This window comes from Thalassoroseus pseudoceratinae (genome assembly GCF_011634775.1).
GTDB classification, from domain to species: domain Bacteria; phylum Planctomycetota; class Planctomycetia; order Planctomycetales; family Planctomycetaceae; genus Thalassoroseus; species Thalassoroseus pseudoceratinae.
In genome coordinates this window covers 800,010-823,983 of the sequence record NZ_JAALXT010000004.1, presented here as the reverse complement: position 1 = coordinate 823,983, position 23,974 = coordinate 800,010, and the positions used below count along the sequence as shown (strand labels likewise).

The window sequence follows — 23,974 nt, the reverse complement described above, 5'->3', positions numbered from 1 at the left end:
CTGTCAATTCCGTCCATAATTGCTGGGGCGTCCCACGGTTCGTTGTGGGGTCGGTTTGCCTTTCGGAGCCGCCGACGGTTGCTCGAAGTTGGTTTGCCGAACGCCCGATTGTTTCACGCCGGAACTCGGGGCCAATGCACCGCTGATTCCTAGCACTTCCGGGTGTCGGGCGACTTTGTCGCTGAAGATGCGAGCGTCGTGCAGAATCGGTTCGAGGTTCCGCATGAGAAGCGTCAACATTTCGGCAGTCTGATTGAGATTTTGATACAGCGTGGGATCGGTCGCGAACTTGCGGAGCGTGCCGTTCTCCTGGGCGGCGAGATTGGTCAGCACATTGACGTCTTGGGAAACGGCTTCCAAGTTCGCGAGTGTGTTGTCCAATCGCAGCACAATCGACGCGGTCCGCTTGGCGAGCGGTTGCGTAGCACGCTCCAAGTTGGAGAGGTTTTTGTCCGCCGTCACCACGGCCGTCCGCACCGAACCGATCGCCCCACGAGTTTCGTCCACGAGTTGTGGTAACGCTTCCAGCGCGGTTTTCAAGGCTCGTTGGCTTTCCGGGTCGCCAAGGATCTGATTGGCGTTGGTCAGCGTTTGTTGGGTTTTCCGCATCGCGAGGCTGAACTCTTCCAAGGATTGCGAGGTGCGAACAATCACTTCCTCCAGTTGCCCTTGGTTGGTGTCCATGAGGTTGTTGAGCTGCTCACCGACTTTCCGCCACTCGGAACTGGTTTTTTCGAAGGAGACCAGCGACGTGGTCACGTTCTCTTCCATCCGCGCGACGATTTCCATCGGTTCGGGCGGGGCGACACCGTCGATCCGCTCGCCTTCAACGAAAAATTCCTGAGCCAACCCCGGTGCGAAGTCGATCGAGGAATCTCCCAAGATTGATCTCATGATTCGTGGTTTGGCGTCTTTGCGGAGTCGATGTTTCCCTTCGATGGAAAGCAACGTCAGCACACCGCCACGGTGCTCGTCGAACACGACCTCCTGCACTTTGCCGATGGCGATGCCATTGCGGCGGACCGGTGTGCCCGGATAGACGCCGGGAGCATTCTCGAAATGCACAACAAGTGGATAGCGTGGTTCCCACATCTGGGCGATTTCGCCGAAGTAGAACACCATGCCCGCAATCGCCGCACCCGAAAGGATGACGAACAATCCCACGCGAAATTGGAGTTGTCGTTCCGTCATGTTGAACTCCATCAGAGGAACAGATTTCGAGCGGTGAAACAGTCGTTCTTCCACCCGATCTCTGTCTCGGTACTAGCTGACTAAAATTTCTTCCAATCGCTCTCGCGCTTCGCCACGGACGAACTGCGAGACACGTGGGTCGGGCGATTCCATGGCTTCGAGGAATTGCCCTTCGAAAATGATCTGCGGATCGTCGGCGGCAAGTCGGGTCCGGGGGAAGAACATCACAATGCGGTCGGCGATTTTCTCGACCGTTCGCATGTCGTGCGTGACGACAATACTCGTCACCGGACGTTGTTCGCGGACTCGCAAAATGAGTTCGTTGATCACGTCGCTCATGATCGGGTCGAGACCGGTCGTGGGTTCGTCGTAGAACATCACATCTGGACGCAATGCCAACGCACGTGCCAAGCCCACCCGTTTTTTCATCCCGCCGGAAAGTTCCGCCGGTTTGCGAGTCGCGACGTGTTTGGGCAACCCGACTTCCTGGAGTCGATCGAGTACGATTTGCTCGATTTCTCGATCTTTCATTCGTGTGTTCTGTCGGAGTCCGAAAGCGACGTTCTCGAAGATCGTCAAGCTGTCGAACAAGGCCGCCCCTTGAAAGAGGTAGCCGAACTTGAGGCGGTCGTGGACCAATTCGGTTTCGTTCCGATCGGCCACGGGGCGACCATTCCAAATGACTTGGCCGTGCGTCGGTTGGAGCAGGGCCATCATCAGTTTCATGGTCACGCTTTTGCCGCAACCGCTTTCACCGATGAGCACCAACGTCTCGCCACCCTGAACCTGCAACGACACATCTTGCAAGATCGTCTGCGATCCGAAGATCTGCGTGACGTTCTGCAATTCGATCACTGGTTGGATAGAAAGAGGCGTGTGCATTGAGAAATCAGCGATTTAAAAGACGACGGCCAAAGTGGGATTGTTGGACCACGCGACTTGGTAAAACGTATTGATCAACACATTCAAGAGGAAATCGAGAATGAGGATCAGCATGAACGAAACCACGAACGATTCGGTCGCGGCTCGCCCCACGCCTTCGGCACCGGCTCCGCAGTGAAACCCGCGATGACAGGCCACGATCGCGATGGTGGCACCGAAAAACACGCTTTTGAACAAGCCGCTCATGATGTCGAACGGAGCCACATACCCAACCGCGTGATGCCAATAGTGAAAGTTGTTGATTCCAAGAACCTGCACGCTGTACAACCAACCGCCGAGAATGCCAAGAATATCCGACAGCCCGGTTAGCATGGGAATCATCAGGAAGCACGCCAGAAATCGCGGCACAACGAGGTATTGAATCGGGTTCGCGCCCAGAGCACGGACGGCTTCGATTTGTTCGGTCACACGCATCGTGCCTAATTCGGCTGCCATCGCACTCCCGACACGACCGGCAAGCATCGTCGCCGCCAGGACCGGGCCGAGTTCGCTGACCAACGTCATCGTGATGATCGAACCGAGCCGGTTCTCCATCCCCATGGCTTTGAATTGCGTGTAGGTCTGAACCGACAAAACCATTCCGATGAACAGTCCCGTGACGAAAACGACGGGGATGCTGCGAAAACCAATGTCGTACAGGCTCGGCATCAAAACCGAAGCACGAGGACGACGAATGAAGAGCCATTTCAGCATACGACCGGCGAACACGCCCAAGTCGCCGACGGCTATGACAGCCCGCAGCACGACCGCTCCGAGAGAAACGGTTAAACTGTGTGGTTGAGGGGCTGCTGTATCGCTCGCCATGGAAACCAAAGGAATCTCGAAACAGACGAAACGTGACGGAATACGGCTTCCGATCACTTCGGGCGCAAAGGGTAGCGAATCCCGCCCAACGCCGCGAGACCAGTTCCGGCACCGCCCAAATTTGAAATGCATCGGAGGTTATCGATCCGGTGGAAACCTGGGGCCGCTGCGCGTTACACTGCCCGCGTTCGATTCACCACATTTCCACACTGATTTTGAGGAGGATACTCATGCGACTCGTATGGCTTCTAACGATTTCGCTCGTGGCAGCCGTTTCGCAATCCGAGGCGGCGGACGACAAACCCGCCGAGCATTCTGCGACGGAAAAGCAAGCGATCGAGCAGGTTCGCAAGTCCGGCGGCAGCGTCATGGAAATCGCGCAAAACGATAACCGACTTGATGTTGCGTTCCATCTCGCCGACAGTGAGGTGAAGGACGAACAATTGGCACCGCTCGCGAAAATGCCGAAGCTGTACGCCCTGAATTTGCGTGGCACGGCCATTACCGATGCCGGGTTGGCTCACATCGCGAATGCTCAGGAGTTGGTCCGTTTGCATCTCGAACAAACGTCAATCGGCGACGGTGCTTTGAAGCATTTGGCGAAACTGGAGAAGTTGGCGTATCTCAATCTCTATGGAACGAAAGTCACGGACGCCGGGCTGCAACATCTCACTGGGCTGAAGAATCTCAAGAAGGTGTATCTCTGGCAAACGGAAGTGACCGACGCCGGTGTGGAAACGCTGAAAAAGACGCTGCCGGAGATCGTCGTCATCCGCGGTTTGTCCCTCGCCAAACCCGAACCCGAGAAGAAAGAAGAGCCCAAAAAAGAAGACGCCAAAAAGCCGGAGCCCAAAAAAGAAGCCCCGAAGAAAGACGAACCTAAGAAGGAAGAACCTAAGAAGGAAGACAAACCCAAGAAATGACAGCCGCTTCGAACTCGGGTGATGATCGGTTACCGATTCTCACCGTTGACTCTTGCGACGATTGCGGACTGTGTTGTCAGGGCATCGGTTCGCCGGCCATGTTGCTGCGATCGATGCCCCGTTTGCTAGGACCGCACCCGTATCGCCGCCCCAATTTTCCGGCGGAGTTGGCCGAGGAACTCGATCGGCACTTCCTCGGTCTGCAACGGGGACAAGAACCGCAAGAGCAGTGTTTGTGGTATGATCCACAGACAAAAAAGTGCCGACACTACGAGTGGCGTCCCCAGATCTGTCACGACTATGAACTTGGCGGCAACGAATGCCGAAGTCTCCGCCAGGAAAACGGCCTCACATGACAAACGCCATCGGACTTCGTCCCGGCACCCAATCCGGGCTTGGTCACGGTTCTAGGACGATTTTTCCTTGCAGCGTGCCGGACTTTTGGAGTGTGTTTTCCTCTTGCAGTCGGTGGGCGGCGGCGGCTTCGGCGAGGGGGAAGACTTGACCGACGCTCGCCGACCAATGTCCGCCAAGCCATAGCCGATTGATATGCTCGGCGGCGACTCGTTGCTCGTCGGGAGTGGCATTGAACATCGCAAAACCGACCAATTTGAGATCGTTCGTGTAGAACGGACCGATCGGTAAATCGGGACGGGCATCGCGACCGGCCATGATGACCACGCGACCGCGTTTTTTCATCATGCCAATCGTGCGTTCGATGGTCGGTTCGCGTTGCGTTTCCCACCAAATGTCGATTCCACCGTTTTTCTCGGCAGCGGCTTGGATGTCGTCATCGAGTGTTGATGAGTGGTAGTCGAGAACGACATCGGCTCCCAACGCTTCGCACTGTTTTTTCTTTTCCTCACTGCCCACGGTTGCGATGACGGTGGCTCCCGAAGCCTTCGCCAATCGCACCACTGATGCCCCCACGCCACCCGTGCCGCCGTTGACGAACACGAACTCACCTGGTTGCAGACCCGCGTGGAGGAACAACCCAAGATGGGCAGTGATGCCAACCAATGCCCCGGCGGCAGCGGTTTTTTCGTCCATCCCTTCGGGAATGGGGTACAGCCATTTTTCGTCGACGCTGGCCAACTCGGAAAACGTGCCCTGACGCCCCATCAACCCTTGATTACTGCCCCACACCCGATCGCCAACTTGGAACATCTCGACTTCATCGCCAACTGCCTCAACAGTGCCAGCGAGATCGCAACCGATGACATAGGGTGAGGGCAGTTCGAGCTTGATCGCTCCGCTTCGCAGGTAGGTGTCGATTGGGTTCACCGCGACCGCAGCGACTCGGACCAGAACCTCGGTCGGTCCCAGTGCGGGGTCGGGAAGATCGGCGTATTGAATGACTTCGGGATCACCTGTTTCGGTGAAGAACGCGGCTTTCATGGGGCTGGTCCGTGATTCGTCGTGGGTTGTTCGTTGCGATCAAAGATTTCGAAGTCTCTGCACGATGGGCAGTACCCCACTGATTGTGATGGGAATGCCGAACACAATCAAATCCCAAACCCACTTCCGGCCGGTCGTCATGACGGATTCTTCCGCGGCGAGGATTATCGTTCCTCGTCCAGATTTTCCGTTTCGGTGATCCAGTTACCGAAGTGGGTCATCATACGAGCGCCGGATTCGAGGTAGATTTCGTGCACTTGTTTTAGGGTTTCTTTGTCATTCACGGGAGCGGAAACCACGCTGCCGCCATTTTCGAGTTTGCGTTTGTACCATTCAATTTCGTCGTCGATGTCGGCAAACCAATGTGGGGTCGAGTCAACCTTGCTGGCGTCGTTGCGACCATGGCTAAAATGGATTTCCTCTCTCGGAAACCCGCCATCGACCAACGATTGGACGGCAGCTTCGGCTTGACTCTGGCGATCGAATGCGGCGACCGCGCGTCCGACCGGATCGTTGGGGGCACCTTCATGAGCGAATAAAGACATCGTCGGTTCCTTCGTTTGGTGAGCTGTTCAAACGGTTCCACGACGCCACATCGAGTCAGAGTAACGTCGAAAAGTAGCCGCCCAACCAGGCAGCTGGGAGATATAACAGCAAATCGAGTGCCGCGAACCATGTCGGATGCGGCACCATTCGAAGATTCAGAATTCCACTCAAGAGAAATCCCACCCCGACGATCAGGGGGCCAAGTTGCCAAACCTCGTTGCTGATGAGTCCACAAACGAACCCGCCGACCAAAGCGCCGGACGCATGACCGAGAAGCACAACGAGGAATGCTCCGACCGGCAGGGATTGGACGAATGAGGTCATCGCCTCCCGGTCTTGCATGTCCAGATCCTTTGGCGGCGGATAGATCAGGCTCGAGATGAACATCGCCAAACCGACGACGAGAAACCCCGCACCAAACCCCAATCCGACAGCCAGGATCTTATTGAGCATTGCAGGCAACCTTTCGCAGGTTAACCGAGGATTTTTTGCTTGAGTTCCGTCAGCAAACTGACGGCTTCACCGATGTCGGCCTTCTGGCGAACGCGATCGTGAGCGATTTCGCGTTCAATCGTCAACGGTCCGGTGTAACCGATTTCCTTCAGCGTTCGCAGGTAGTTTTCCATACCGACGTCACCTTGACCCAATGGCACTTCGGAACCGAATTCCTGACCACGTTTGCCCTCAGCCGCCCAGACACCATCTTTGCAATGCACGCTGCGAACGAACTTGCTGACCTTCTTCAGTGCGGCAATCGGGTCGCCCGTGCCGTAGAGAATCATGTTGGCGGGATCGAAGTTGATGAACAGGTTGTCCCGTCCCACGTCTTCGATGAAATCCAGCAGGTGATCGGCGGTTTCCTGGCCGGTTTCCAAGTTCAATTGCTGACCGTTCCCTTTGATGTGGTCAAGCAAATCCTGCGTTGCTTCGATGAGCGATTTATACTCGGCACTATCGCGGTCTTCCGGCACGAAGCCGATGTGCAGAGCGACGGTATCGCATTGCAAGCTGCGGGCGAAGTCGGAGATTTCTTTCATCTCGGCGACGCGGCTCGCCCGGCTGGCTTCGGGGACGAGACCAACGGTTTTGACCGTCGTGGGGATGTCGGCGTAGCTCTCGCCTTCAAAACCGCCGAAGACCGCCGTCACTTTGATGCCGGCTTTCTCACAGCGATTCAAGAAATCCTGAGCCGCCAACTCCGTGCGGTTCTCGTGATGCGGCGCGTGCACCTGAACGGTGGGGATTTTGAGTTCCTGAGCGACATCCAGGTGAACTCCCAAACCCGCATCGACAGACGTAAACACGCCAATTGGCCATTGTTCCATGAGATCATATCCTCAAATCGTTATATCAGTGTTCTCAACGGTTATCATAGCTGGATTCGCGGCCGGTCTCCATCGAACCAGCGACGCAAACTGATTACAGCATATCAACGGTAATGGTATCCGCGACGAATCGGCCTTCTCGCGTGAGTCGCAGCCGTCCTGCGTGCACTTCGAGAAATCCGTTGGCACGATGAGTCTCGATTGCCAATCCGGCAAGCTCTTCGATGGTGAAGCCCGTGCTCGACGCAAATTCGTCGATGTCGATTCCGGCCATCATTCGCAAACCCAACGCCAATCGTTCGTGGGCCCGATCCCTCGGTGAAAGCGTTTCGGAGTCCATCACTGCCGACTCACCAGCTTCGATCCGTCGCAGCCACGTAGACACGCTGCGATGATTCGTTTCCCGGGTACCGTTCAAATACCGAGCGGCTCCGGGACCGAAACCGTAGTACGGCTCGCCTTGCCAATACGTTTGGTTATGGCGACAGACGAATCCCGGTTTTGCGAAGTTGGAGAGTTCATACTGCTCGAAACCTGCAGCCGACAGATCGTCCATTGCAGCGGCATACATGGCTCGTTCGAGTTCGTCTGGCAGCGTTTGCAACTGGTCTTTGGCGACCCGGTTCCAAAACGCGGTTCCTTTTTCGATCGTCAGACCGTACGTCGAGATGTGTTTCGGTTCGAGTTCGATGGCTTGCTTGAGCGAATCCCGCCAGGAGTCCAAAGACTGTCCCGGCACACCGAAAATCAGGTCGAGGGAGACATTCGTGATCCCAGCGGATTGCAACGCCCGCACCACGTCGGCGATGCGGCCAGGGGAGTGGTCGCGTTCGAGGACCGACAGGGCACCGGTATCGAATGATTGTGCCCCCAGGCTCACACGGTTCACGCCTGAATCCGCCAGTAGCGTGATTTTCTCGTTGGTCAAATCCGCGGGATTGGCTTCCACAGAGAATTCCCCATCCGTCATAAGCGGAAACCAAGATGTCGCAACAGCAAGGAACTGTCGTAGTGCATTGGGGGGCAAATGCGTCGGTGTGCCACCTCCGAGGAACAGAGTTCGCACGGGCTGCGGTTCGCCCAGCGAAGATAACTCCCGTTCCATCGCCGTGAGAAAAGCCGGGATCAAATCGTCTCGACCGGCGACGACAGTGAAATCACAATAGCCACACCGATGCACGCAAAACGGCACATGCAAATAGGCGGCTTGCGGGGGCATCGGAGGAAAACTCTCTACACGAAAAAAGCCCTAGGCATGTCAACCCAGGGCCATGAATACGAAAATCACGCTGCGAAATTTCGCTAGATATATCTGAGACCGAATTGCGATCTTCTATGTCCACAGTGGACTTTAAGGAACCTTCGGTTTTTGATCTTCACGAGACAGGCCTCGCAACGAGCAAAACCGATCGGTCCTAGTTCGGAGCGGCTGCTCCGGCTTCTTCGATTCCGAGCAATTCCACGTCGAAGATCAGCACCTGATTTGGGCCAATCGCACCTTGCGAACCCGATTTGCCGTAGGCAAGTTCCGGCGGAATGACCAATTGCCATTTGGCGCCGACTTTCATCATTTGCAGAGCTTCGGTCCAACCCTTGATGACCCGGTTCACAGGGAACGTGGCCGGTTGTTTACGATTGACAGAGCTGTCGAAGACGGTCCCGTCGGGCAGGGTGCCATGGTAATGCACTTTGACCACGCTATTGGCTTTGGGAGCCGCACCGGTACCTTGTTTCATGACTTTGTATTGCAGTCCGCTGTCGGTCGTTTTCACGCCCTCTTTCTTCTTGTTCTCAGCCAAGTAGGCTTCGCTTTTGGTCATCGCTGCTTTGGCGATTTCTTCTTGGAACGCCGTGAAAGCGGTTTGAACCTGCTCATCGGTCAGCGGAGAATCTTTGCCGGCGAGTGCATCGCGGATGCCTTGAAACAACGCCGTGTTATCGAAATCGGCACCACGTTGAGCCAGATTCTGGCCGATGCTTCGGCCAACGGCATAACTGACTTTCTTCTTGTTGGTTTCCAGACCGGGGGCATCTTGAGCCTGCAAGCTGCCAACCAACATCAAAGCGGCGATTAATCCTGTGCCAAACCGAATCATACTGTGTCCTTCTCGATTGATGAGATTTTCAGTGGCGAATCAAAATCCCGTTTGCATCTGTGGTCCAAATGTTGCCACTGAAGGGATTTCAACTCATCAACGAACAGTTGTAACAGATTCCGTGCCAAGCATGAAAGGCAACGGGTTTTTGGACAGTGGCTAGAAATTTGCTCTTCTCAGAGTCTTCTTTCCATTTCCGAACTCTGACAATGGGGTGATTGACTGATGAGCTATCGACTGCAAACCGGAGAATCGGTTCCTCAAGCGATGCGTCGCATTGCGAACGAACAAATTGAGAAAGCGATTCATGAACTCGCCGACTCGAATCGAGGGCGTCATGATACGGTTCACCAAGTTCGCAAACGCTTCAAGAAACTTCGTGGATTGGTTCGGCTTGCCCGTCCGGCGATGGGGAAGAAATATCATCAGGAGAATCGTTGGTTCCGCGATGCCGGTCGAAAGTTCTCCCACATTCGCGATGCAGAAACGCTAATCGAAACGGTCAAACGTCTCGAAACGCGAAGCCCGTCACCCATGGAGATCGAAACACTAGGACGTCTTCGAGAACGACTTGAAGACCGTCGCCGAGCGTTGGCCGACGAGGTCAACTTGGATGCATTGCTCGCGGAATTGCGAGCACGCCTGGAGAAACACCGACAATCGATTGTGGAATGGCGGTTTTCCGATAAGTCGTTCTCGGCCGTTCTGGATGGCGTTCACATCACGTACGACCGGGCACGCGATTGCATGCAGACCGCGTTCAAAAAACCGACAGACGAAAATTGGCATCAGTGGCGGAAGCGAGCGAAGTACCACTGGTATCACGTTCGGCTCCTGCGGTCACTTTGGAAACCGGTGATGAAAGTTCGCAGCTCAGAACTCGATCGGTTGGCGGACGATCTCGGCGATGATCACGATTTGGCGGTTCTCATGCAGCGACTCCGCGATCAACCCGAAGAATTTGGCGGCACTGAAACCATGGAGATACTCACGCCGATGGTCGATGCTCACCGCAAAGAACTCAAGCAGTCGGCTCGGCGACGGGGGCGGTTGTTGTTCGCAGAAAGCTCCAAACGGTTCGTCAAACGCCTCAAAGCGTATGGAAAAGTTTGGCAGAACGACGCGGCTGGAAAAAACTGACGGAACTCAAAAAATCGTCGACCACAACGGCTTCGACCATTCGTGATCTGGTCGGTTGGCGAGCGACTTGGTTCGTAAACGGACAATTCATTGGGAGTCAAATCTTGGGATCAGGGTCTGCGTGCGAATTTGGCCGCTGTTTTTATTTCGGCACGGCGACTGCATCGCTCTGCGGACTCGGCGAACATTTTGTCCGAAGGGCATGTTCGACTGGATTCGTTTCTCGTATCACAAGAAGGGACAACTCTAGAGCCAATGGATGCACATATCTACAAGAAGATCGAACTCACCGGCACGTCACCAAACTCCGTTGAGGAGGCCGTTCAGAATGCCATCACGAAAGCTGGGGAATCGGTTCGTGAAATGAAGTGGTTTGAACTATCCGAACTCCGGGGCGATATCTCCGACAACAAAGTTGCCCACTGGCAAGCGACGATTAAGGTCGGTTTCCGCCTGGATGGTTGATCTCCGCGATTGAAAGAATTTCGAGAGAACCTACGGAGTTGTTTGTCTGTCGTATCTTGCGAGGCAAACACCTACAATACGATTCGGAGTGGGCCAGACGACCGCTGCGGCTTCGACGACCGTGTTCATCTTCGGATGAGCGGTTTTGAAGTCGGGGAGGAAAGTCCGGGCTCCATAGGGCACGGTGGTGGGTAACGCCCACCGTCCGCAAGGACCGGGAAAGTGCCGCAGAAAACGAACCGCCGATGGTCAACGATTCTTGAGTCGTCGACACAGGTAAGGGTGAAAAGGTGCGGTAAGAGCGCACCGCGGTCTTGGTGACAAGACTGGCAGGGTAAACCCCACCGGGAGCAAAACCAAGCAGGGCGGAGGACCCAAATTTCGATTTCGGTCCACGGAGCGGCTCGTTCCGTTTTCACGTCCGGGTCGGTTGCTAGAGGCGGCGGGCAACCGTCGTCGTAGAGAAATGGTCGTCCACGACAAAACCCGGCTTATCGGCCCGCTCCGCTTTTCTGTTCTCGACCCTCAACCACACGAAAAAAGCCCGGGAATGACCCAGGCTCAGTGGCAATTTTCGAATATCTCGGGACCGGACCGGCTGCGGTTCGCACTCGTGTCGCGTTCAAGGCCGAGTATTTCTAGGGACACCTACCGCCAATCGCGACACGAAGACTCGACAAGTTTTAGTGTTGTATCCAACCTGGATTGACATGTTCGGATTGACATGTTCGCAATTTGCGATGAGCACGCCAACGAGCGTGCGGTGGAAGTTCTGGAACCCGTCAATACAGAGTGGTTGAACCACTAGTAGCTGTAGCCAAATTCTTTTTGCACGCCGCCGTCACAGCGAACATCGAATTCTGTGTCGCCGTCGTCTTTCTGATCGTAGAAGATGCTTCCCGACAGGTCGCCTTTGAATCCGGTGAAGCCGGTGAAGGAGTAGCTTTGGTTGACGCTGCCAATGGCACTGCCGACGTCTTCCATTTCTTCGTTCACTCCCGTTCCGACCTCGGCCAAGCCGACAACCAGTCCGAGCACGAGAATCGTACAAACGAGAATGAGTTCCGCTGACACGACGAATCCCGCCTCGTCAGCCCAAAGTGTGGTCAAAAGGTTCATGATGTGCCTCATCGTTGGTGACAGGAAATATGGAAATCGATATCGCAAATGGAAGATCGATCGGTTGCTCGATTCGACTCCTGCGATTCTCGTCAATGTCGTGACGTTGATGTCGTGACGTTGATGTCGTGACGTTGATGTCGTGACGTTGATGTCGTGACGTTGATGTCGTGACGTTGATGTCGAGCCGATGCCGCAGTCAACTGGCTTAATGCAGCTCTGTGAGTTGGCAGTGTGATGGACTCAGAATGACACGGCTTCAAAGCGGTCGCATCCGAATCCGAAGACAAATCGGTCTTAGTATTCAGCTTGTGGGATGCCGTTGCAGTTGACGTCGAACTGGGAATCACCTTCGTCGAAACCGTCGTAGAAGGCACTTCCGGTTCCGCAGCCTTTGGCGCCGTGGGGCAAGGCGTATTCGTAGCTTTGATTCAGGCAGCCGACGGCCGAACCGACGTCTTCCAGTTCCTCATTCACGCCGATGGCCATTTCCGAGAGGCCCACGATCAAACCGAGGACACAAATCGTGCAAACCAACACCAATTCGCTCGACACGACAAAACCGGCTTCGTCATTCAGCAAAGCCATGGAGAGATTTTTCATTGCGTTTTCTTTCGAATTGCCGATCCCGGAGGGGAGTCTTGAATCAGGAAATGCCAGCCGAAAAACGCTGACACCCCAAATGTAAGTCGCGAATGACGCCTTGGAGCAACACTGTTCAAAAAAAACAACAATCGACTCGGGTGATTTGATGTAAGTCGTTTTCTCGTAATTGTTTGCGGTGCCGGTTGTTTTTTGGGTACCCACAGGGTCTGCCCTCGGAAGCCCCCGAATTACGCAATCGGCAATGAAAAAACCGCCGACAATCCTGCCGGCGGTTTGAATTCTGGAAGTTGGTGGGAAGTGAAGAAATCACTTCTTATCATCGTCGTCATCGAAGTCGAAATCATCGAAGCCGTCGTCATCGTCGTCGAAGAGATCGCCTTCCATGGAATCGTCTAGCGTTTCAAATTCATCCTCAGCGACCACGCTGTCGCCACCGTCGAATTCTTCGTCCAATTCTGAGCGGTCGAAGCCCTCGTCTACAATACTGCTGCCGAACCCTTCGTCGCCGAAGTCGTCTTGATCGGGTTCGAACTCCTCTTCGACTACGCTGCTTCCGAACCCTTCATCGTCGTCGAACGTTTCGAGCGCGTCGTCGAGTTCATTCTGGTCGATGGCGGCTGTTTCCAGGGAATCTTCGTCTCGTCCACGACGGGACGGCTGAGCGCCACTCACAACTGTTTGCGTGGCCGGTGAGTGATTGAAGAACAACAAAATTCCAATCGGCATCAACGCGACACAGGCACCGGCCAGCAACGAGAGCACCACCACGATTTGCAGGAAGCCCGCGAGTTTGTCGAAACCGGGGTCTTGTAGAATAGCCATCACCAGTAAATACGCCAAAAATCCCGCCGGGATCGCAGCCACGAGGGATACGGCGGTAAAACTCATCTTATTCACGGCGAATACCCTTAGTGAGTCGATGCTTGAAAATCAAATTTTGCGGAAAGGAGTTCTGGATGCGAAGTCCAGTCCGGATGTTTGGGGGAGATACGCACTAATTTCCTGATGTGACATCTCCAACGGACCGGGAAAAGTTCTCGGTTCGTCTCTAATGATGGTACACCAACGAACCGGACATGTCGCAATTTGACTGCCAAAATTTCTGGTTTCGATGAAGACATTTTGCAACCGATCCCCCGAGGCCATCGTACGTTCGGGATCTTTCGGATCGGTCGGCCGACTTCGCACGAAACCCAAGCAAAGTTGGGCTTCTGGAGGTCGCCGGTGAACGGGGAACATCATGTAGGGAAGTAGAGGGCTTAACCGTCTTGGCAGGTTCCACTTAGGAACTTCGCTTCAAATTCTCATGAAAGTCGTTGACGATCGGTTGTATCGCCGTAATAATGCTCATCGATATGACCGTGCGGGATCGAGGGGACCAACCACCCCAACTTTCCGTGTTTTTGGTGTTTCTTCATCTCATCTTTCAACTGCCTATTGAAGCAATAATTGTCGTTCTTCGTGCGAGTAATTTTGGATGCTTCGCTCGAAATCGGCATGATTCATTTCTGGCTTCACTGTTCGGCAGGCATCGAGCTACAACAGACACTTGTGAACTGCGTCCCAATCCGGCGACGGGGATGGATGTCTCTCCAGTTACGGGGAGGGTGTAGCAAGTCGACCTGAACTGGCGAATTGAAATCGTTCCCATCAAAACGAAATGATCACGCTCAGCGAGGATCGTGCATCGATGAGGCCGAGTGAAACCCCATTCTACCTCTAACCCTGGAGAGTCACCTCTGGTGGCACCACAACCGAGTGTGTGACGCATCCACCCACACTGAGTCGCTCTTTTTAAGAAAGCGAAACCCTGCTCATGATGACAAACACTGTAGAATCGATCGAGGAAAAGTCCGCGCCCCGCTTCCCGGAACTGCCGGATCAACTCGAAAAAGATCTCGTTCAAATCTTCAAACTGCTCTCAGACGAAACGCGTCTGCGGATTTTGCTTTATCTCGCCCGTGAAGGCGAATTGCACGTCACCGCCCTTTGTGAACGGCTCGGCCAAAGCCAGCCTGCGGTCAGTCATCACTTGGCCCTGTTGCGAGTTGCGGGTTTGATCGAAGCCCGTCGTGATGGCAAGCATAACTTCTATTCGGTTCGTCAAAATCACTTCCATCGCGTTGTGACGGAACTGTTCGATACGCTCAGCGATCCTCACACCGATGAGTTCCGCTTCGACGATTTCGTCGTGAGCCAAGACCAAGCCTAGTCGGCATTTCGATCAAGTTGAAACGATTCACGGGATGGAGACCGTCTTTCGGGGCGGTCTCTTCCTTTGCGCACCGGCTTTGATCGTTACAATAACTGCGTTGTTCCTGAATCAATTGCTCCGAGTCACAATCGGCCGGGGCATTTTCCGCCTGCCTCAATTGAATCCCCGCTATGTCTCACCCCGCAAAACTGGCCCTTGCTGACGGTAGCGTGTTTACTGGAGTCGCGTTCGGAGCCGAAGGCGAAACGTACGGTGAATCCGTCTTCAACACCAGCATGACCGGCTACCAGGAAATTCTGACCGACCCGTCTTACTGCGGTCAAATCGTCACCATGACGTACCCGCAGATCGGCAACTACGGCGTGAACCAAGAAGATGTCGAGAGTTCCAAGCCGTCGTTGCGAGGGTTTGTCTGTCGGGAACTCTGTCGATTTCCAAGCAATTATCGTTCGGAGTTGTCGCTCGACGAATACTTGAAACAGCACAATGTCATCGGTGTCGAGGGGATCGACACCCGCGCATTGGTCCGGAAACTCCGTATTGCCGGTGTGATGACGGGAGTTCTCTCCACGACTGATCTCGATGATGAATCGCTTGTCAACAAAGCACGACAAAGTCCCGAGTTGGTCGGTCAGGATCTCGTTCAACAAGTGATGCCGGAACAAGCCTCCGAGTGGTCGGAAAGATTGAGCACGCTCGCGCGGTGCAGCGACGAGCCAGACGCTCCGAGCAGCCAATCACACGTGGTCGCGATTGATTACGGGATGAAATGGAATATCCCACGACATCTCCGCGACATGGGCTGCCGAGTGACCGTGGTGCCGGGCACGATGTCGGCGGACGATATTCTTGGCCTGAACCCCGATGGGATTTTTCTCTCCAACGGCCCCGGTGATCCTCGTCCGCTCGAATACGCAGTCGGCACCATTCGGGAGTTGCTCGGCCAGAAACCGATCTTCGGAATCTGTTTGGGGCATCAACTGCTGGGGTTAGCCTCCGGCGGATCGATTTTCAAATTGAAGTTCGGGCATCGCGGGGCAAATCAACCGGTGCTCAACAAGCAGACCGGGCGTGTCGAAATCACCAGCCAAAACCACGGTTTCGCGATTGACGCTGATTCGCTCCCCGATGATGTCGAAGTCACGCACGTCAATTTGAACGACAACACCGTCGCCGGTTTGCGGCACACGAATCATTCGGCTTTCAGTGTGCAGTACCACCCCGAAGCCAGTGCCGGTCCACACGACAGCCGCTACTTATTCAACGATTTTCAATCAATGCTGCAATAAGCATTGAAAAAGTCGAGATCCTGATAGCCGGCGGCTTGCACGATGAGCATTTTCTTTTCATAAGAGGCGAAAACATTCCCTGTGTATTTCGCCTCTTTTGGAAGGAAGTTCATCATGGCTTTGGAACGCACGCTGATTTTGATCAAACCCGATGCCGTCGAACGCCGATTGGCTGGTCGGATTCTGTCTCGGTTCGAGGAGCGTGGCCTGAAAATCGTCGGGCTCAAATTGTTGCAAGTCACGCCGGAACTCTCGAAGCAACACTACGCCGAACACGTTGAGAAGCCGTTCTATCCCGACTTGGAACAGTTCATTACCTCGGGCCCGGTTGTGGCGATTGTTGCCGAAGGCCCGGAAGCCATCAGTGTGGTGCGGACGATGATGGGCAAAACCAACGGTCGCGAATCTGCTCCCGGCACCATCCGTGGCGACTTCGGTATGTCTCGTCAGATGAACCTCGTTCACGGCAGCGACGGCCCCGAAGCCGCCGAGCGAGAAATCAGCATCTACTTCCAATCAAACGAACTCATCGACTACCCAACAAACCTCGATTCTCTGACCTGCGCGGATGACGAGAAGTAATCGTTGGTGTTTTGTGCGATTCAGCACTGATTAACAAAGCCCATGCCTCGAAGATTGCAGACGTTAATCTGATCTTGTTTCGGAGGAATCATGGCTGGATCGCCAGATTTGTCAGCGTTGTATATCAACACATCACTCAAGAAAAACGCGGACGAGAGTCATACCCGGTTGTTGATGAATGCCTCTGCGGGGATCCTGCGGAAGAATGGAGTTGCGGTTGAGCATCTTCATCTCGCTGCTCACGATGTCCCGCCGGGTATTTATCCCGACATGACACAGCATGGCTGGAACACCGATGAATGGCCGCAACTTTGGGAGCGAGTCAAAGCGGCAGACATTCTCATTGTCGGGACACCGCTTTGGCTTGGCGAGGAAAGTTCAATTTGCCGCATTCTCATCGAGCGACTCTACGCTATGTCCGGCGAATTGAATGCGAAAGGACAATCGATCTACTACAACAAGGTCGGCGGTTGCATCATCACCGGCAACGAAGATGGCATTAAGCATACCGCGATGAGCATTGGCTATGCCTTGAACCATCTTGGCTACACAATACCGCCCCAAGCCGATTGCGGTTGGATTGGCGAAGCCGGTCCCGGTCTGTCGTACGGAGACTTAAATGAGGACGGGACCCGAGTCGGTTTTGACAACGACTTTACTCAACGCAACACGACCATCATGACTTGGAACTGTCTGCACCTTGCCCGAATGTTGAAAGACGCCGGCGGTATCCCCAATGAAGGCAACGACCGCAACGCTTGGAAAGCCGGCGAACGCTTCGGCTTTGAAAATCCAACATTCAGTTAGAAGTCATCTGCGTCTACGTCGTTGCGTAGTGTCGCGTGATTAAATCATTCTGCACCCACAGCAATTTGCCGAAGGCGCGGACGGTACGGATTTCTGTGTCTCGGTCGAGGTTCAATCCGAAGATGGTCGCGTTGAAGGCGTCTGCCACGAAGCCCATCAATGCGTTCATTTGCACAAGCGGAATGTCGAGCTGATCACTGCCTGCTTTGGGAGTATGAATCTTGCCGACCATGTCGAGGTACGCAACCATTTTGTCGTTGTACGGGCGGGTGACCAAGGCTTCCAAGTACCTGCCGAGATGCTGCTTGCGGAAGCGAATCATCTCGTGATCGAGCGTGAGTGATTCCAAGCTTTCCGGCGTCTCGCCTTCGTATCCCGATTGCTTCGGGACGAAGTGTCGTTTGGTGGCGTCGTAGTTGAAGAGTTTCTCGTAAACGGCGTCCACCAAAGCCGGCACGAGCGGAGCGAGAAGCGGTGCCGACGCGTGAATGGCTTCGATGTCGTCCTTTCCAAGACCGATAAATTCCGTCAGGTAGGCGAATCGATAGGCGAGATCGGATTCCAGCTTGGCTTCGTCGATGGTTTGCATAGGACTGCTCGGTTTTGGTGGAACTGTTATACTGAATAACAAATCTTAAAGTGACTCTATTGCTTGATCGGATCGTACATCCTCTAATATTGGATGTCAATGTCCAGTTTTAACGAGGGAGTGAATTTGTTTTCACAAACTGTCGAATATGCGCTTCGTGCCGTTGTTTTTCTGGCGAGTGAAGCACCGGAGGCTTCCACGACCAATCAGATTGCGGAAGCGACGAGAATTCCGCCGGCGTATCTCTCGAAGGTGTTGCAGGCTTTGGGGCGGGGTGGGGTCGTTCGCTCGCAACGTGGTGTCGGTGGGGGGATGTCGCTTCACAAAACGCCGGAAGAACTAACGCTTCTCGAAGTCGTCAATGCCGTCGATCCCATCATTCGAATCCGAACGTGCCCACTCGAACTCTCCGCCCACGGCGCGAAACTTTGCCCGCTACACAAACGCCTCGATTCCGCATTGGAGAGCGTCGAGAAAGCGTTCGCCGAGACAACGCTCGCAGATATTCTGATGGAGCCATCCACCAGCATTCCGCTCTGTGATTTTCCCAGCGTGAGCGATCAGGAAGCCAAGTAAAAGAAATTTCAATCGCACGATGGATTGTGAGTTTGAAGCGATCTACCCCGACTTCGTCTGGTGCTCAAATCCAGTTTTCTCTCGTGTGAGTGTTTTTGGGTCGTGTCGGAACCGCTGCTTGACGGTATGGTCGTTGAAAGTGGGGCAGGAACGGGTTCGGGCGGCTCGGTCTTGGAAACAACGTCGCATGAACTATTGGTAAGACGTTTTAGCTGCCTTTCGATCGATGCCAAACTGACCTGAACTGTCCTCGGCAAGATATGCAACCTACAAGTGGAGTCGTCATGACCGATGAAACGGAAGAGTGCCTGAACCCTCATGGGGAACTGGTGTTGAGAACGCTTGCTATGCCCGCCGACACCAATGCCAATGGTGATATCTTCGGTGGCTGGATCATGTCGCAAATGGATATCGCGGGGGGCATTCTTTCCAAGGAAGCTGCGAACCATCCACGCATGGTGACCGTGGGAGTCGAGGCGATGCGGTTTCACAAACCGGTCAAAATTGGCGATGTGGTTTGTTGTTACGGTGCCGTTCAACGGGTTGGGAATACCTCAATCACAATTCATTTAGAAGTCTGGGTCAAGCCGGTCCTTCGGCAGGAAGAGTTTCGTTGCCCCCGGTTCATGGTCACCGAAGCTGACTTTACCTATGTCGCCATCGACGATGCAGGAAACAAAACACGCATCAAGAAAGTCGCTTCGACCACCGTGTGAATTGAGTCGGCGATTCGGATTTGCGTGTCCACAATTCCAGCAGCCAGCGTGCGGTGCTGGTCGACGTCAAGGCGTGGCAGGCGGCGACTCGAAGCGAGCAAACCATCCGGTGCACTGTTGGCTTCGTCGTTGAAAGTTCAACTTGTGATGGTCGGAGTCACGCTGGATTCAAACACTCCGGCCCTTCATTGCGAGCGTTGCTGACGTGTCGACTGACCGGTTCCGCCACCATTTCATCAGCAGGGTACGGCATCAGCAGGCCCCGGAGTTCGTCAGGTTCGTCGTCAGTGAGCCAGATCGTGTAGTCGTCTTCGTGAAGAATGACCGGCATGCGGTCGTGAATTTCCGCGGTCAACGAGTTCGGTTCCGTCGTGATGATTGTGCAAGATTCGGTTGGCCCATCCGGACTCTTCCAAGTTTCCCATAGGCCAGCGAATCCAAATACGGAATCGTCTTGCATGTGGATGTGGAAGGGTTGTTTCGGCGACTTTTTCCCTTTCCACTCATAGAAACCAGTCGCGGGGATTAGACAACGACGGCGTTTGAAGGCCGACCGGAACGATGGTTTCTCGGCGACCGTTTCGCAGCGGGCGTTGATCATGCGGTTGCCGATGGACGGGTCTTTCGCCCATGACGGTATCAACCCCCAACGCGGTTGGAACAGTTCCCGCTCTTGGTCGCCTTGCCGGATCGCCAGCACGTCTTGAGTCGGGGCAATGTTGAATCGGAGTGGCAATTCCATCTGTCGCGGTTTCACACCGAATGTGTCCGCGATGACGGTTAGGTTGGTTCGAAGATTGAAACGTCCGCACATGGTATCCATCGTCTCGAAATTTTGCCTCGAAGTCCAGCGGTCTGACGATGGTTCAAGTTTCGCCCGTGTTGGGAGCTAAATAACGTCAGGACTATCTGTGTGGAGTGGGAGCCACGCTCGTTACTCCTGTCATCTCCCGTGGCGAAAGACTCGAAAATTGCGGTTCGCTTTGGATAATTTGCACGTTCTGGGCTCTGGTTAGTCGATGAGAGAATTGGTTGACGAGAAAATTGGTCGGCATCAACCGTTCCGGAAGCAACACAGATTCGCTAAAAAGCCAGTGACAGGATCGGTCCATCGAAAGGCAAAAACGATGACACAACGGATTGTCAGTATTTCCGGTTTGCGAGGAATCATTGGCGATGGTCTGGAACCGGACTATGTGACGCGGTTTGCCATGGCGTTGGGAACGATGACCAAGGGCGGGACGATTGTGCTCAGCCGTGATGGTCGGGCCAGTGGCGAAATGGTGAAGCATGCCGTTGTGGCCGGTTTGTTGGCGACTGGCTGTCGCGTTCTTGATGCCGATATCGCCTCGACGCCGACCTGCGGTGTGCTGGTTACGCATCACCAGGCAGCGGGTGGTTTGCAGATTACGGCCAGTCACAATCCGGCTCCGTGGAATGGACTCAAACCGTTCCTGCCGACTGGCTCGGTCTTGGACGCTGCGGCTGGGAAACGATTGCTGGGGATCTTAGAAAATGGTTCATTCCAATTGTCGAGTTTCGACGGGCTAGGGCGTGTCGAAACATTGGCGAACCCAGGGCAACCGCATTTGGATCGGGTATTGAAACTGGTCGACATCGAAGCGATTCGCAGCCGTCGATTCAAGGTTCTCTTGGATTGCAATCACGGATCGGGCGGGGTGTTGGGGCCGACTCTTCTGGAGCAACTCGGCTGCGATTTCGAAGTGCTCGGCGGCACACCGGATGGTCAATTCGCACACACTCCGGAACCGACGCGAGAAAATCTTGCTTCTTTCTGCGAGCGTGTGAAGCAGAGTGGGGCGGATGTGGGGTTCGCTCAGGACCCGGATGCTGATCGTCTCGCGATTGTGGACAACACAGGCCGGTATATCGGTGAGGAACTAACACTTGCCTTGTGTGCCGATCATGTGCTCGGTCGTCGCAAAGGTCCGGTGGTTGTGAATGGTTCGACGAGTCGCGTGACTGCCGACATCGCGGAGAAACACGGTTGCGAGTTTCACCGGTCGCACGTGGGTGAAGCGAACGTCGTTGCCAAGATGCAGGCCGTTTCGGCGGTGTTGGGTGGTGAGGGCAATGGCGGGTTGATCGATCCTCAAGTCGGTTTCGTCCGCGACAGTTTTCTGGCGATGGCTTATGTGCTTGACGGTTTGGCTTCTGGGCAGGAATCGGTCGCGACTTGGGCAGATTCGCTACCGCAATACACGATTGTCAAAGACAAGCTGACCTGTCCTCGCACCGAAGTCGAGGCAGCTTGCATTGCGTTGCAGGCGGAGTATCCCGATGCCGCCGCCACGACCGGGGACGGTTTGCGGTTGGATTGGGATGATCGGTGGGTGCAGGTGCGGGCCAGCAATACCGAGCCAATTCTCCGTGTGATTGCCGAAGCTCCTCAGAAAGACGATGCGGAGAAGCTTTGCAGCGATGCGGTCGAAACCGTCCGTGCTGCAGTTGGAATGGAGTAGCTCAGACCAGCAATTGCCAGACAATCGTTGCGATGCCGACAATGGCACAGTAGATCGCAAACCAATGGAGTCGGCCGCGAGCGATGATGGACAGCAGCCAACTCAGCGTCAGCCAGCCAACGATGAATGACACCGCTGTGCCCACGACGAGCGGTCCGATGGGGAAATTCGCACCGGTGGCGTCTCCACCGAGCATATCAGCGGCTTTCAAGACCGTCGCGCCAAGAATGGCCGGGATTGCAATGAAGAAGGAAAAGTTTGCCGCCGCTTCCCGGGTGTAACCGAGAATCAAACCACCGGAAATCGTGCTGCCCGATCGCGAGACGCCCGGCAAAATCGCAAGAAGTTGGAACAGCCCGATCAGCCAGGCGTGGAGCGGTGTCATCTGCTCGAGCGATCGTTCGCCGCGTTCCATCGATCGACTGACTAACAGCAGGAACGCGGTCAAGAGTAGGCAACAGCCGGCAACCATCGGAGTTGCCATACCTTCTTCGAGAAAATCTTTGATCGGTGTGGGGGCGATGATGACCAGCGGTAACGTCGCGACCACAATGCCGATCAGAACCCACCGTTCACGCAGGATCGCCAACAGTCGATTTCGGTAGACCACGAGAATCGACAACAACGTTCCCGCATGCAACGCGACAATCAGTTGCACATTGGCTTCCGGATCGATTTCGCGTCCGGTGAGATTACGGATGATCTCGCCGATGATGACCAAGTGGCCCGACGAACTGATCGGAAGAAACTCCGCGATTCCCTGGACAATTCCCAGGATGATGGCTTCTGCGTAGTCTCCGACGGTCATGAGTCGCTCATCCTTGAGCAAGCAGGATCACAGGAAATCAAGAGAGCATTTTGTTGAGACGTCCGACGGCTTCTTCGACATTGGCTCGGCTGTTGAATGCACTCAAGCGGAAGTAGCCTTCGCCAGCCGCTCCGAATCCGCTGCCAGGAGTCCCGACCAATTCCGTTTTGGTCAGCAGTTGGTCAAAGAAGTCCCAGCTTGGCAAATTGTTCGGCGTTTGCAGCCAAACATACGGGGCATTCACGCCGCCATAGACCGAGATGCCGAGCTTCTCCAGTCCTTCACGAAGAATGGAGGCGTTCTGCATGTAGAAGTCAACGAGTTCCTGGATTTGCTTCTTACCGTCCGGCGAATACGCAGCGGCTGCACCTCGTTGAACGATGTAAGACACACCGTTGAACTTCGTGCTTTGTCGACGATTCCACAATGGGTGGATGGCTTGTTCGCTACCGTCGGCGGTGCGTCCGGTCAGTTCTTTAGGAACAACGGTAAACGCACATCGTACGCCGGTGAATCCAGCTTTTTTGCTGAAGCTGCGGAACTCAATCGCAACCTCACGGGCGCCTTCAATCTCGAAGATCGAATGCGGAATTTCCGGGTCGGTGATGAATGCTTCGTAGGCGGCATCGAAAAAGATGATCGCGTTGTTGTTGCGAGCGTAATCGACCCAGGTTTTGAGTGTTTCTTTCGAGGCGACCGTACCCGTCGGGTTGTTGGGGTAGCAGAGGTAGATCAAATCAACGGGGCGATCGGGCAGGGGCGGAATGAAGTCGTTCTCCGCCGTCACCGGCAGGTAAACGAGGCCGTCGTATTGGCCCGTTTCATTGGCCTCGCCAGTGTTCCCGACCATCACGTTGGTATCGACATACACCGGGTACACCGGGTCGGTGATGGCGATGGTGTTGTCGGGGCCGAAGATGTCCAGAATGTTTCCGGTATCGCATTTGGAACCGTCGGACACAAAAATCTCGTCGGCGGAAATGTCCACGCCACGAGCTTTGTAATCGTTCTCTACGATGGCTTCGCGAAGAAAGTCGTAGCCTTGCTCCGGACCGTACCCACGGAAGGTTTCCCGCGTGCCCATCTCATCGACCGCAGCGTGCATGGCATCGCTGATGGCCTTCGGCAGCGGTTCGGTGACATCGCCAATGCCCAATTTGATGATGTTCGCCTGAGGATTCTCTTCCGCGAACGTTCTGACTCGACGGCCGATCTCTGGGAACAGGTAGCCCGCCTTGAGTTTCAAATAGTGATCGTTGATCCGAGGCATGACAGATTAAGTTGAGTCAGCAGAATGAAAATGAGCCGAGTCAGTCGTCCTAACTCGGCGTCCAAGAATGTTGTTCGTTTGAAT

At 54.7% G+C, this 23,974-nt stretch carries 27 protein-coding genes and 1 other RNA gene; 12 read left to right on the top strand and 16 right to left on the bottom strand.

The window, feature by feature from the left end:
* Positions 1–3: 3 nt before the first annotated feature.
* The 3 genes from G6R38_RS17620 to G6R38_RS17610 form a co-directional block, all read right to left on the bottom strand.
* A complete protein-coding gene (locus G6R38_RS17620; protein WP_166828852.1) occupies positions 4–1,191 on the bottom strand; it encodes an MlaD family protein in 1,188 nt (395 codons plus the stop codon).
* Between the two features lie 72 nt (positions 1,192–1,263).
* Complete coding sequence (locus G6R38_RS17615) at positions 1,264–2,073, bottom strand: ABC transporter ATP-binding protein (protein ID WP_166828849.1); 810 nt, start codon at positions 2,071–2,073, stop codon at positions 1,264–1,266.
* 15 nt (positions 2,074–2,088) lie between these two features.
* Positions 2,089–2,937: an MlaE family ABC transporter permease gene (locus G6R38_RS17610; protein ID WP_166829160.1), complete on the bottom strand. Its 849-nt coding sequence runs from the start codon at positions 2,935–2,937 to the stop codon at positions 2,089–2,091.
* A gap of 230 nt (positions 2,938–3,167) precedes the next feature.
* Here G6R38_RS17610 and G6R38_RS27870 point away from each other — a divergent pair, with 230 nt between their 5' ends.
* Both G6R38_RS27870 and G6R38_RS17600 read left to right on the top strand, forming a co-directional pair.
* Positions 3,168–3,860 (top strand): leucine-rich repeat domain-containing protein, encoded by a 693-nt coding sequence (locus G6R38_RS27870; RefSeq protein ID WP_206028622.1) that lies wholly within the window; start codon positions 3,168–3,170, stop codon positions 3,858–3,860.
* Positions 3,857–4,216: a YkgJ family cysteine cluster protein gene (locus G6R38_RS17600; RefSeq protein ID WP_166828846.1), complete on the top strand. Its 360-nt coding sequence runs from the start codon at positions 3,857–3,859 to the stop codon at positions 4,214–4,216. The genes G6R38_RS27870 and G6R38_RS17600 overlap by 4 nt, the downstream gene beginning before the upstream one ends.
* A gap of 43 nt (positions 4,217–4,259) precedes the next feature.
* Here G6R38_RS17600 and G6R38_RS17595 read toward each other — a convergent pair whose 3' ends face one another.
* The 6 genes from G6R38_RS17595 to G6R38_RS17570 form a co-directional block, all read right to left on the bottom strand.
* A complete protein-coding gene (locus G6R38_RS17595; protein ID WP_166828843.1) occupies positions 4,260–5,258 on the bottom strand; it encodes an NADPH:quinone reductase in 999 nt (332 codons plus the stop codon).
* 164 nt (positions 5,259–5,422) lie between these two features.
* The gene (locus tag G6R38_RS17590; RefSeq protein WP_166828840.1) at positions 5,423–5,803 is read right to left on the bottom strand and encodes a hypothetical protein; all 381 of its coding nucleotides are present in this window, start codon (positions 5,801–5,803) and stop codon (positions 5,423–5,425) included.
* A gap of 55 nt (positions 5,804–5,858) precedes the next feature.
* A complete protein-coding gene (locus G6R38_RS17585) occupies positions 5,859–6,257 on the bottom strand; it encodes a hypothetical protein (protein ID WP_166828837.1) in 399 nt (132 codons plus the stop codon).
* Between the two features lie 20 nt (positions 6,258–6,277).
* Positions 6,278–7,129: a sugar phosphate isomerase/epimerase family protein gene (locus G6R38_RS17580; protein ID WP_166828834.1), complete on the bottom strand. Its 852-nt coding sequence runs from the start codon at positions 7,127–7,129 to the stop codon at positions 6,278–6,280.
* A gap of 94 nt (positions 7,130–7,223) precedes the next feature.
* A complete protein-coding gene (hemW, locus tag G6R38_RS17575) occupies positions 7,224–8,348 on the bottom strand; it encodes a radical SAM family heme chaperone HemW (RefSeq protein ID WP_166828831.1) in 1,125 nt (374 codons plus the stop codon).
* Positions 8,349–8,544: 196 nt separating this feature from the next.
* Positions 8,545–9,225, bottom strand: coding sequence for an FKBP-type peptidyl-prolyl cis-trans isomerase (locus G6R38_RS17570; protein ID WP_166828829.1), 681 nt, complete (start codon positions 9,223–9,225; stop codon positions 8,545–8,547).
* A gap of 225 nt (positions 9,226–9,450) precedes the next feature.
* Between G6R38_RS17570 and G6R38_RS17565 the strand changes: the two genes are divergently transcribed.
* From G6R38_RS17565 to rnpB, 3 genes are all read left to right on the top strand, one after another.
* Positions 9,451–10,365 (top strand): CHAD domain-containing protein, encoded by a 915-nt coding sequence (locus G6R38_RS17565; protein ID WP_166828826.1) that lies wholly within the window; start codon positions 9,451–9,453, stop codon positions 10,363–10,365.
* Positions 10,366–10,620: 255 nt separating this feature from the next.
* A complete protein-coding gene (locus tag G6R38_RS17560) occupies positions 10,621–10,830 on the top strand; it encodes a dodecin (RefSeq protein ID WP_166828823.1) in 210 nt (69 codons plus the stop codon).
* Positions 10,831–10,915: 85 nt separating this feature from the next.
* An RNA gene (gene rnpB / locus G6R38_RS17555) (RNase P RNA component class A) lies at positions 10,916–11,340 on the top strand.
* A gap of 294 nt (positions 11,341–11,634) precedes the next feature.
* Here the strand turns inward: rnpB and G6R38_RS17550 are convergent.
* The 3 genes from G6R38_RS17550 to G6R38_RS17540 form a co-directional block, all read right to left on the bottom strand.
* Positions 11,635–11,949, bottom strand: a complete 315-nt coding sequence (locus G6R38_RS17550; RefSeq protein ID WP_166828820.1) for a branched-chain amino acid aminotransferase — start codon at positions 11,947–11,949, stop codon at positions 11,635–11,637.
* 297 nt (positions 11,950–12,246) lie between these two features.
* Entirely contained in the window at positions 12,247–12,552 is a 306-nt protein-coding gene (locus G6R38_RS17545) for a branched-chain amino acid aminotransferase (protein ID WP_166828816.1), read from the bottom strand.
* Positions 12,553–12,861: 309 nt separating this feature from the next.
* Positions 12,862–13,443: a hypothetical protein gene (locus G6R38_RS17540; protein ID WP_166828814.1), complete on the bottom strand. Its 582-nt coding sequence runs from the start codon at positions 13,441–13,443 to the stop codon at positions 12,862–12,864.
* 928 nt (positions 13,444–14,371) lie between these two features.
* Here G6R38_RS17540 and G6R38_RS17535 point away from each other — a divergent pair.
* From G6R38_RS17535 to G6R38_RS17520, 4 genes are all read left to right on the top strand, one after another.
* Positions 14,372–14,767, top strand: a complete 396-nt coding sequence (locus tag G6R38_RS17535) for an ArsR/SmtB family transcription factor (protein ID WP_166828811.1) — start codon at positions 14,372–14,374, stop codon at positions 14,765–14,767.
* 173 nt (positions 14,768–14,940) lie between these two features.
* Positions 14,941–16,059 carry a glutamine-hydrolyzing carbamoyl-phosphate synthase small subunit gene (gene carA / locus G6R38_RS17530; protein WP_166828808.1) on the top strand — a complete coding sequence of 373 codons (1,119 nt, stop codon included), beginning with the start codon at positions 14,941–14,943 and terminating at the stop codon, positions 16,057–16,059.
* A 120-nt stretch (positions 16,060–16,179) separates the two neighbouring features.
* Complete coding sequence (ndk, locus tag G6R38_RS17525) at positions 16,180–16,641, top strand: nucleoside-diphosphate kinase (protein ID WP_166829156.1); 462 nt, start codon at positions 16,180–16,182, stop codon at positions 16,639–16,641.
* 90 nt (positions 16,642–16,731) lie between these two features.
* Positions 16,732–17,448 (top strand): flavodoxin family protein, encoded by a 717-nt coding sequence (locus G6R38_RS17520; RefSeq protein WP_166828805.1) that lies wholly within the window; start codon positions 16,732–16,734, stop codon positions 17,446–17,448.
* Positions 17,449–17,461: 13 nt separating this feature from the next.
* On the opposite strand, the gene G6R38_RS17515 is transcribed toward G6R38_RS17520, so the two are convergent.
* Positions 17,462–18,037, bottom strand: coding sequence for a protoglobin family protein (locus G6R38_RS17515; RefSeq protein WP_166828802.1), 576 nt, complete (start codon positions 18,035–18,037; stop codon positions 17,462–17,464).
* 99 nt (positions 18,038–18,136) lie between these two features.
* Between G6R38_RS17515 and G6R38_RS17510 the strand changes: the two genes are divergently transcribed.
* Both G6R38_RS17510 and yciA read left to right on the top strand, forming a co-directional pair.
* The gene (locus G6R38_RS17510) at positions 18,137–18,613 is read left to right on the top strand and encodes an RrF2 family transcriptional regulator (protein WP_240928245.1); all 477 of its coding nucleotides are present in this window, start codon (positions 18,137–18,139) and stop codon (positions 18,611–18,613) included.
* Between the two features lie 284 nt (positions 18,614–18,897).
* Positions 18,898–19,329, top strand: a complete 432-nt coding sequence (gene yciA / locus G6R38_RS17505) for an acyl-CoA thioester hydrolase YciA (RefSeq protein WP_166828799.1) — start codon at positions 18,898–18,900, stop codon at positions 19,327–19,329.
* Between the two features lie 157 nt (positions 19,330–19,486).
* Here yciA and G6R38_RS17500 read toward each other — a convergent pair whose 3' ends face one another.
* Positions 19,487–20,143 carry an SOS response-associated peptidase gene (locus tag G6R38_RS17500; RefSeq protein WP_166828796.1) on the bottom strand — a complete coding sequence of 219 codons (657 nt, stop codon included), beginning with the start codon at positions 20,141–20,143 and terminating at the stop codon, positions 19,487–19,489.
* A 313-nt stretch (positions 20,144–20,456) separates the two neighbouring features.
* Here G6R38_RS17500 and glmM point away from each other — a divergent pair, with 313 nt between their 5' ends.
* Entirely contained in the window at positions 20,457–21,812 is a 1,356-nt protein-coding gene (glmM, locus tag G6R38_RS17495; RefSeq protein ID WP_166828793.1) for a phosphoglucosamine mutase, read from the top strand.
* Position 21,813: 1 nt separating this feature from the next.
* Here glmM and G6R38_RS17490 read toward each other — a convergent pair whose 3' ends face one another.
* Together G6R38_RS17490 and G6R38_RS17485 are read right to left on the bottom strand one after the other, a co-directional pair.
* Positions 21,814–22,620: an undecaprenyl-diphosphate phosphatase gene (locus G6R38_RS17490; protein ID WP_166828790.1), complete on the bottom strand. Its 807-nt coding sequence runs from the start codon at positions 22,618–22,620 to the stop codon at positions 21,814–21,816.
* Between the two features lie 37 nt (positions 22,621–22,657).
* Positions 22,658–23,890, bottom strand: coding sequence for an LL-diaminopimelate aminotransferase (locus tag G6R38_RS17485; RefSeq protein ID WP_166828787.1), 1,233 nt, complete (start codon positions 23,888–23,890; stop codon positions 22,658–22,660).
* Positions 23,891–23,974 lie beyond the last annotated feature (84 nt).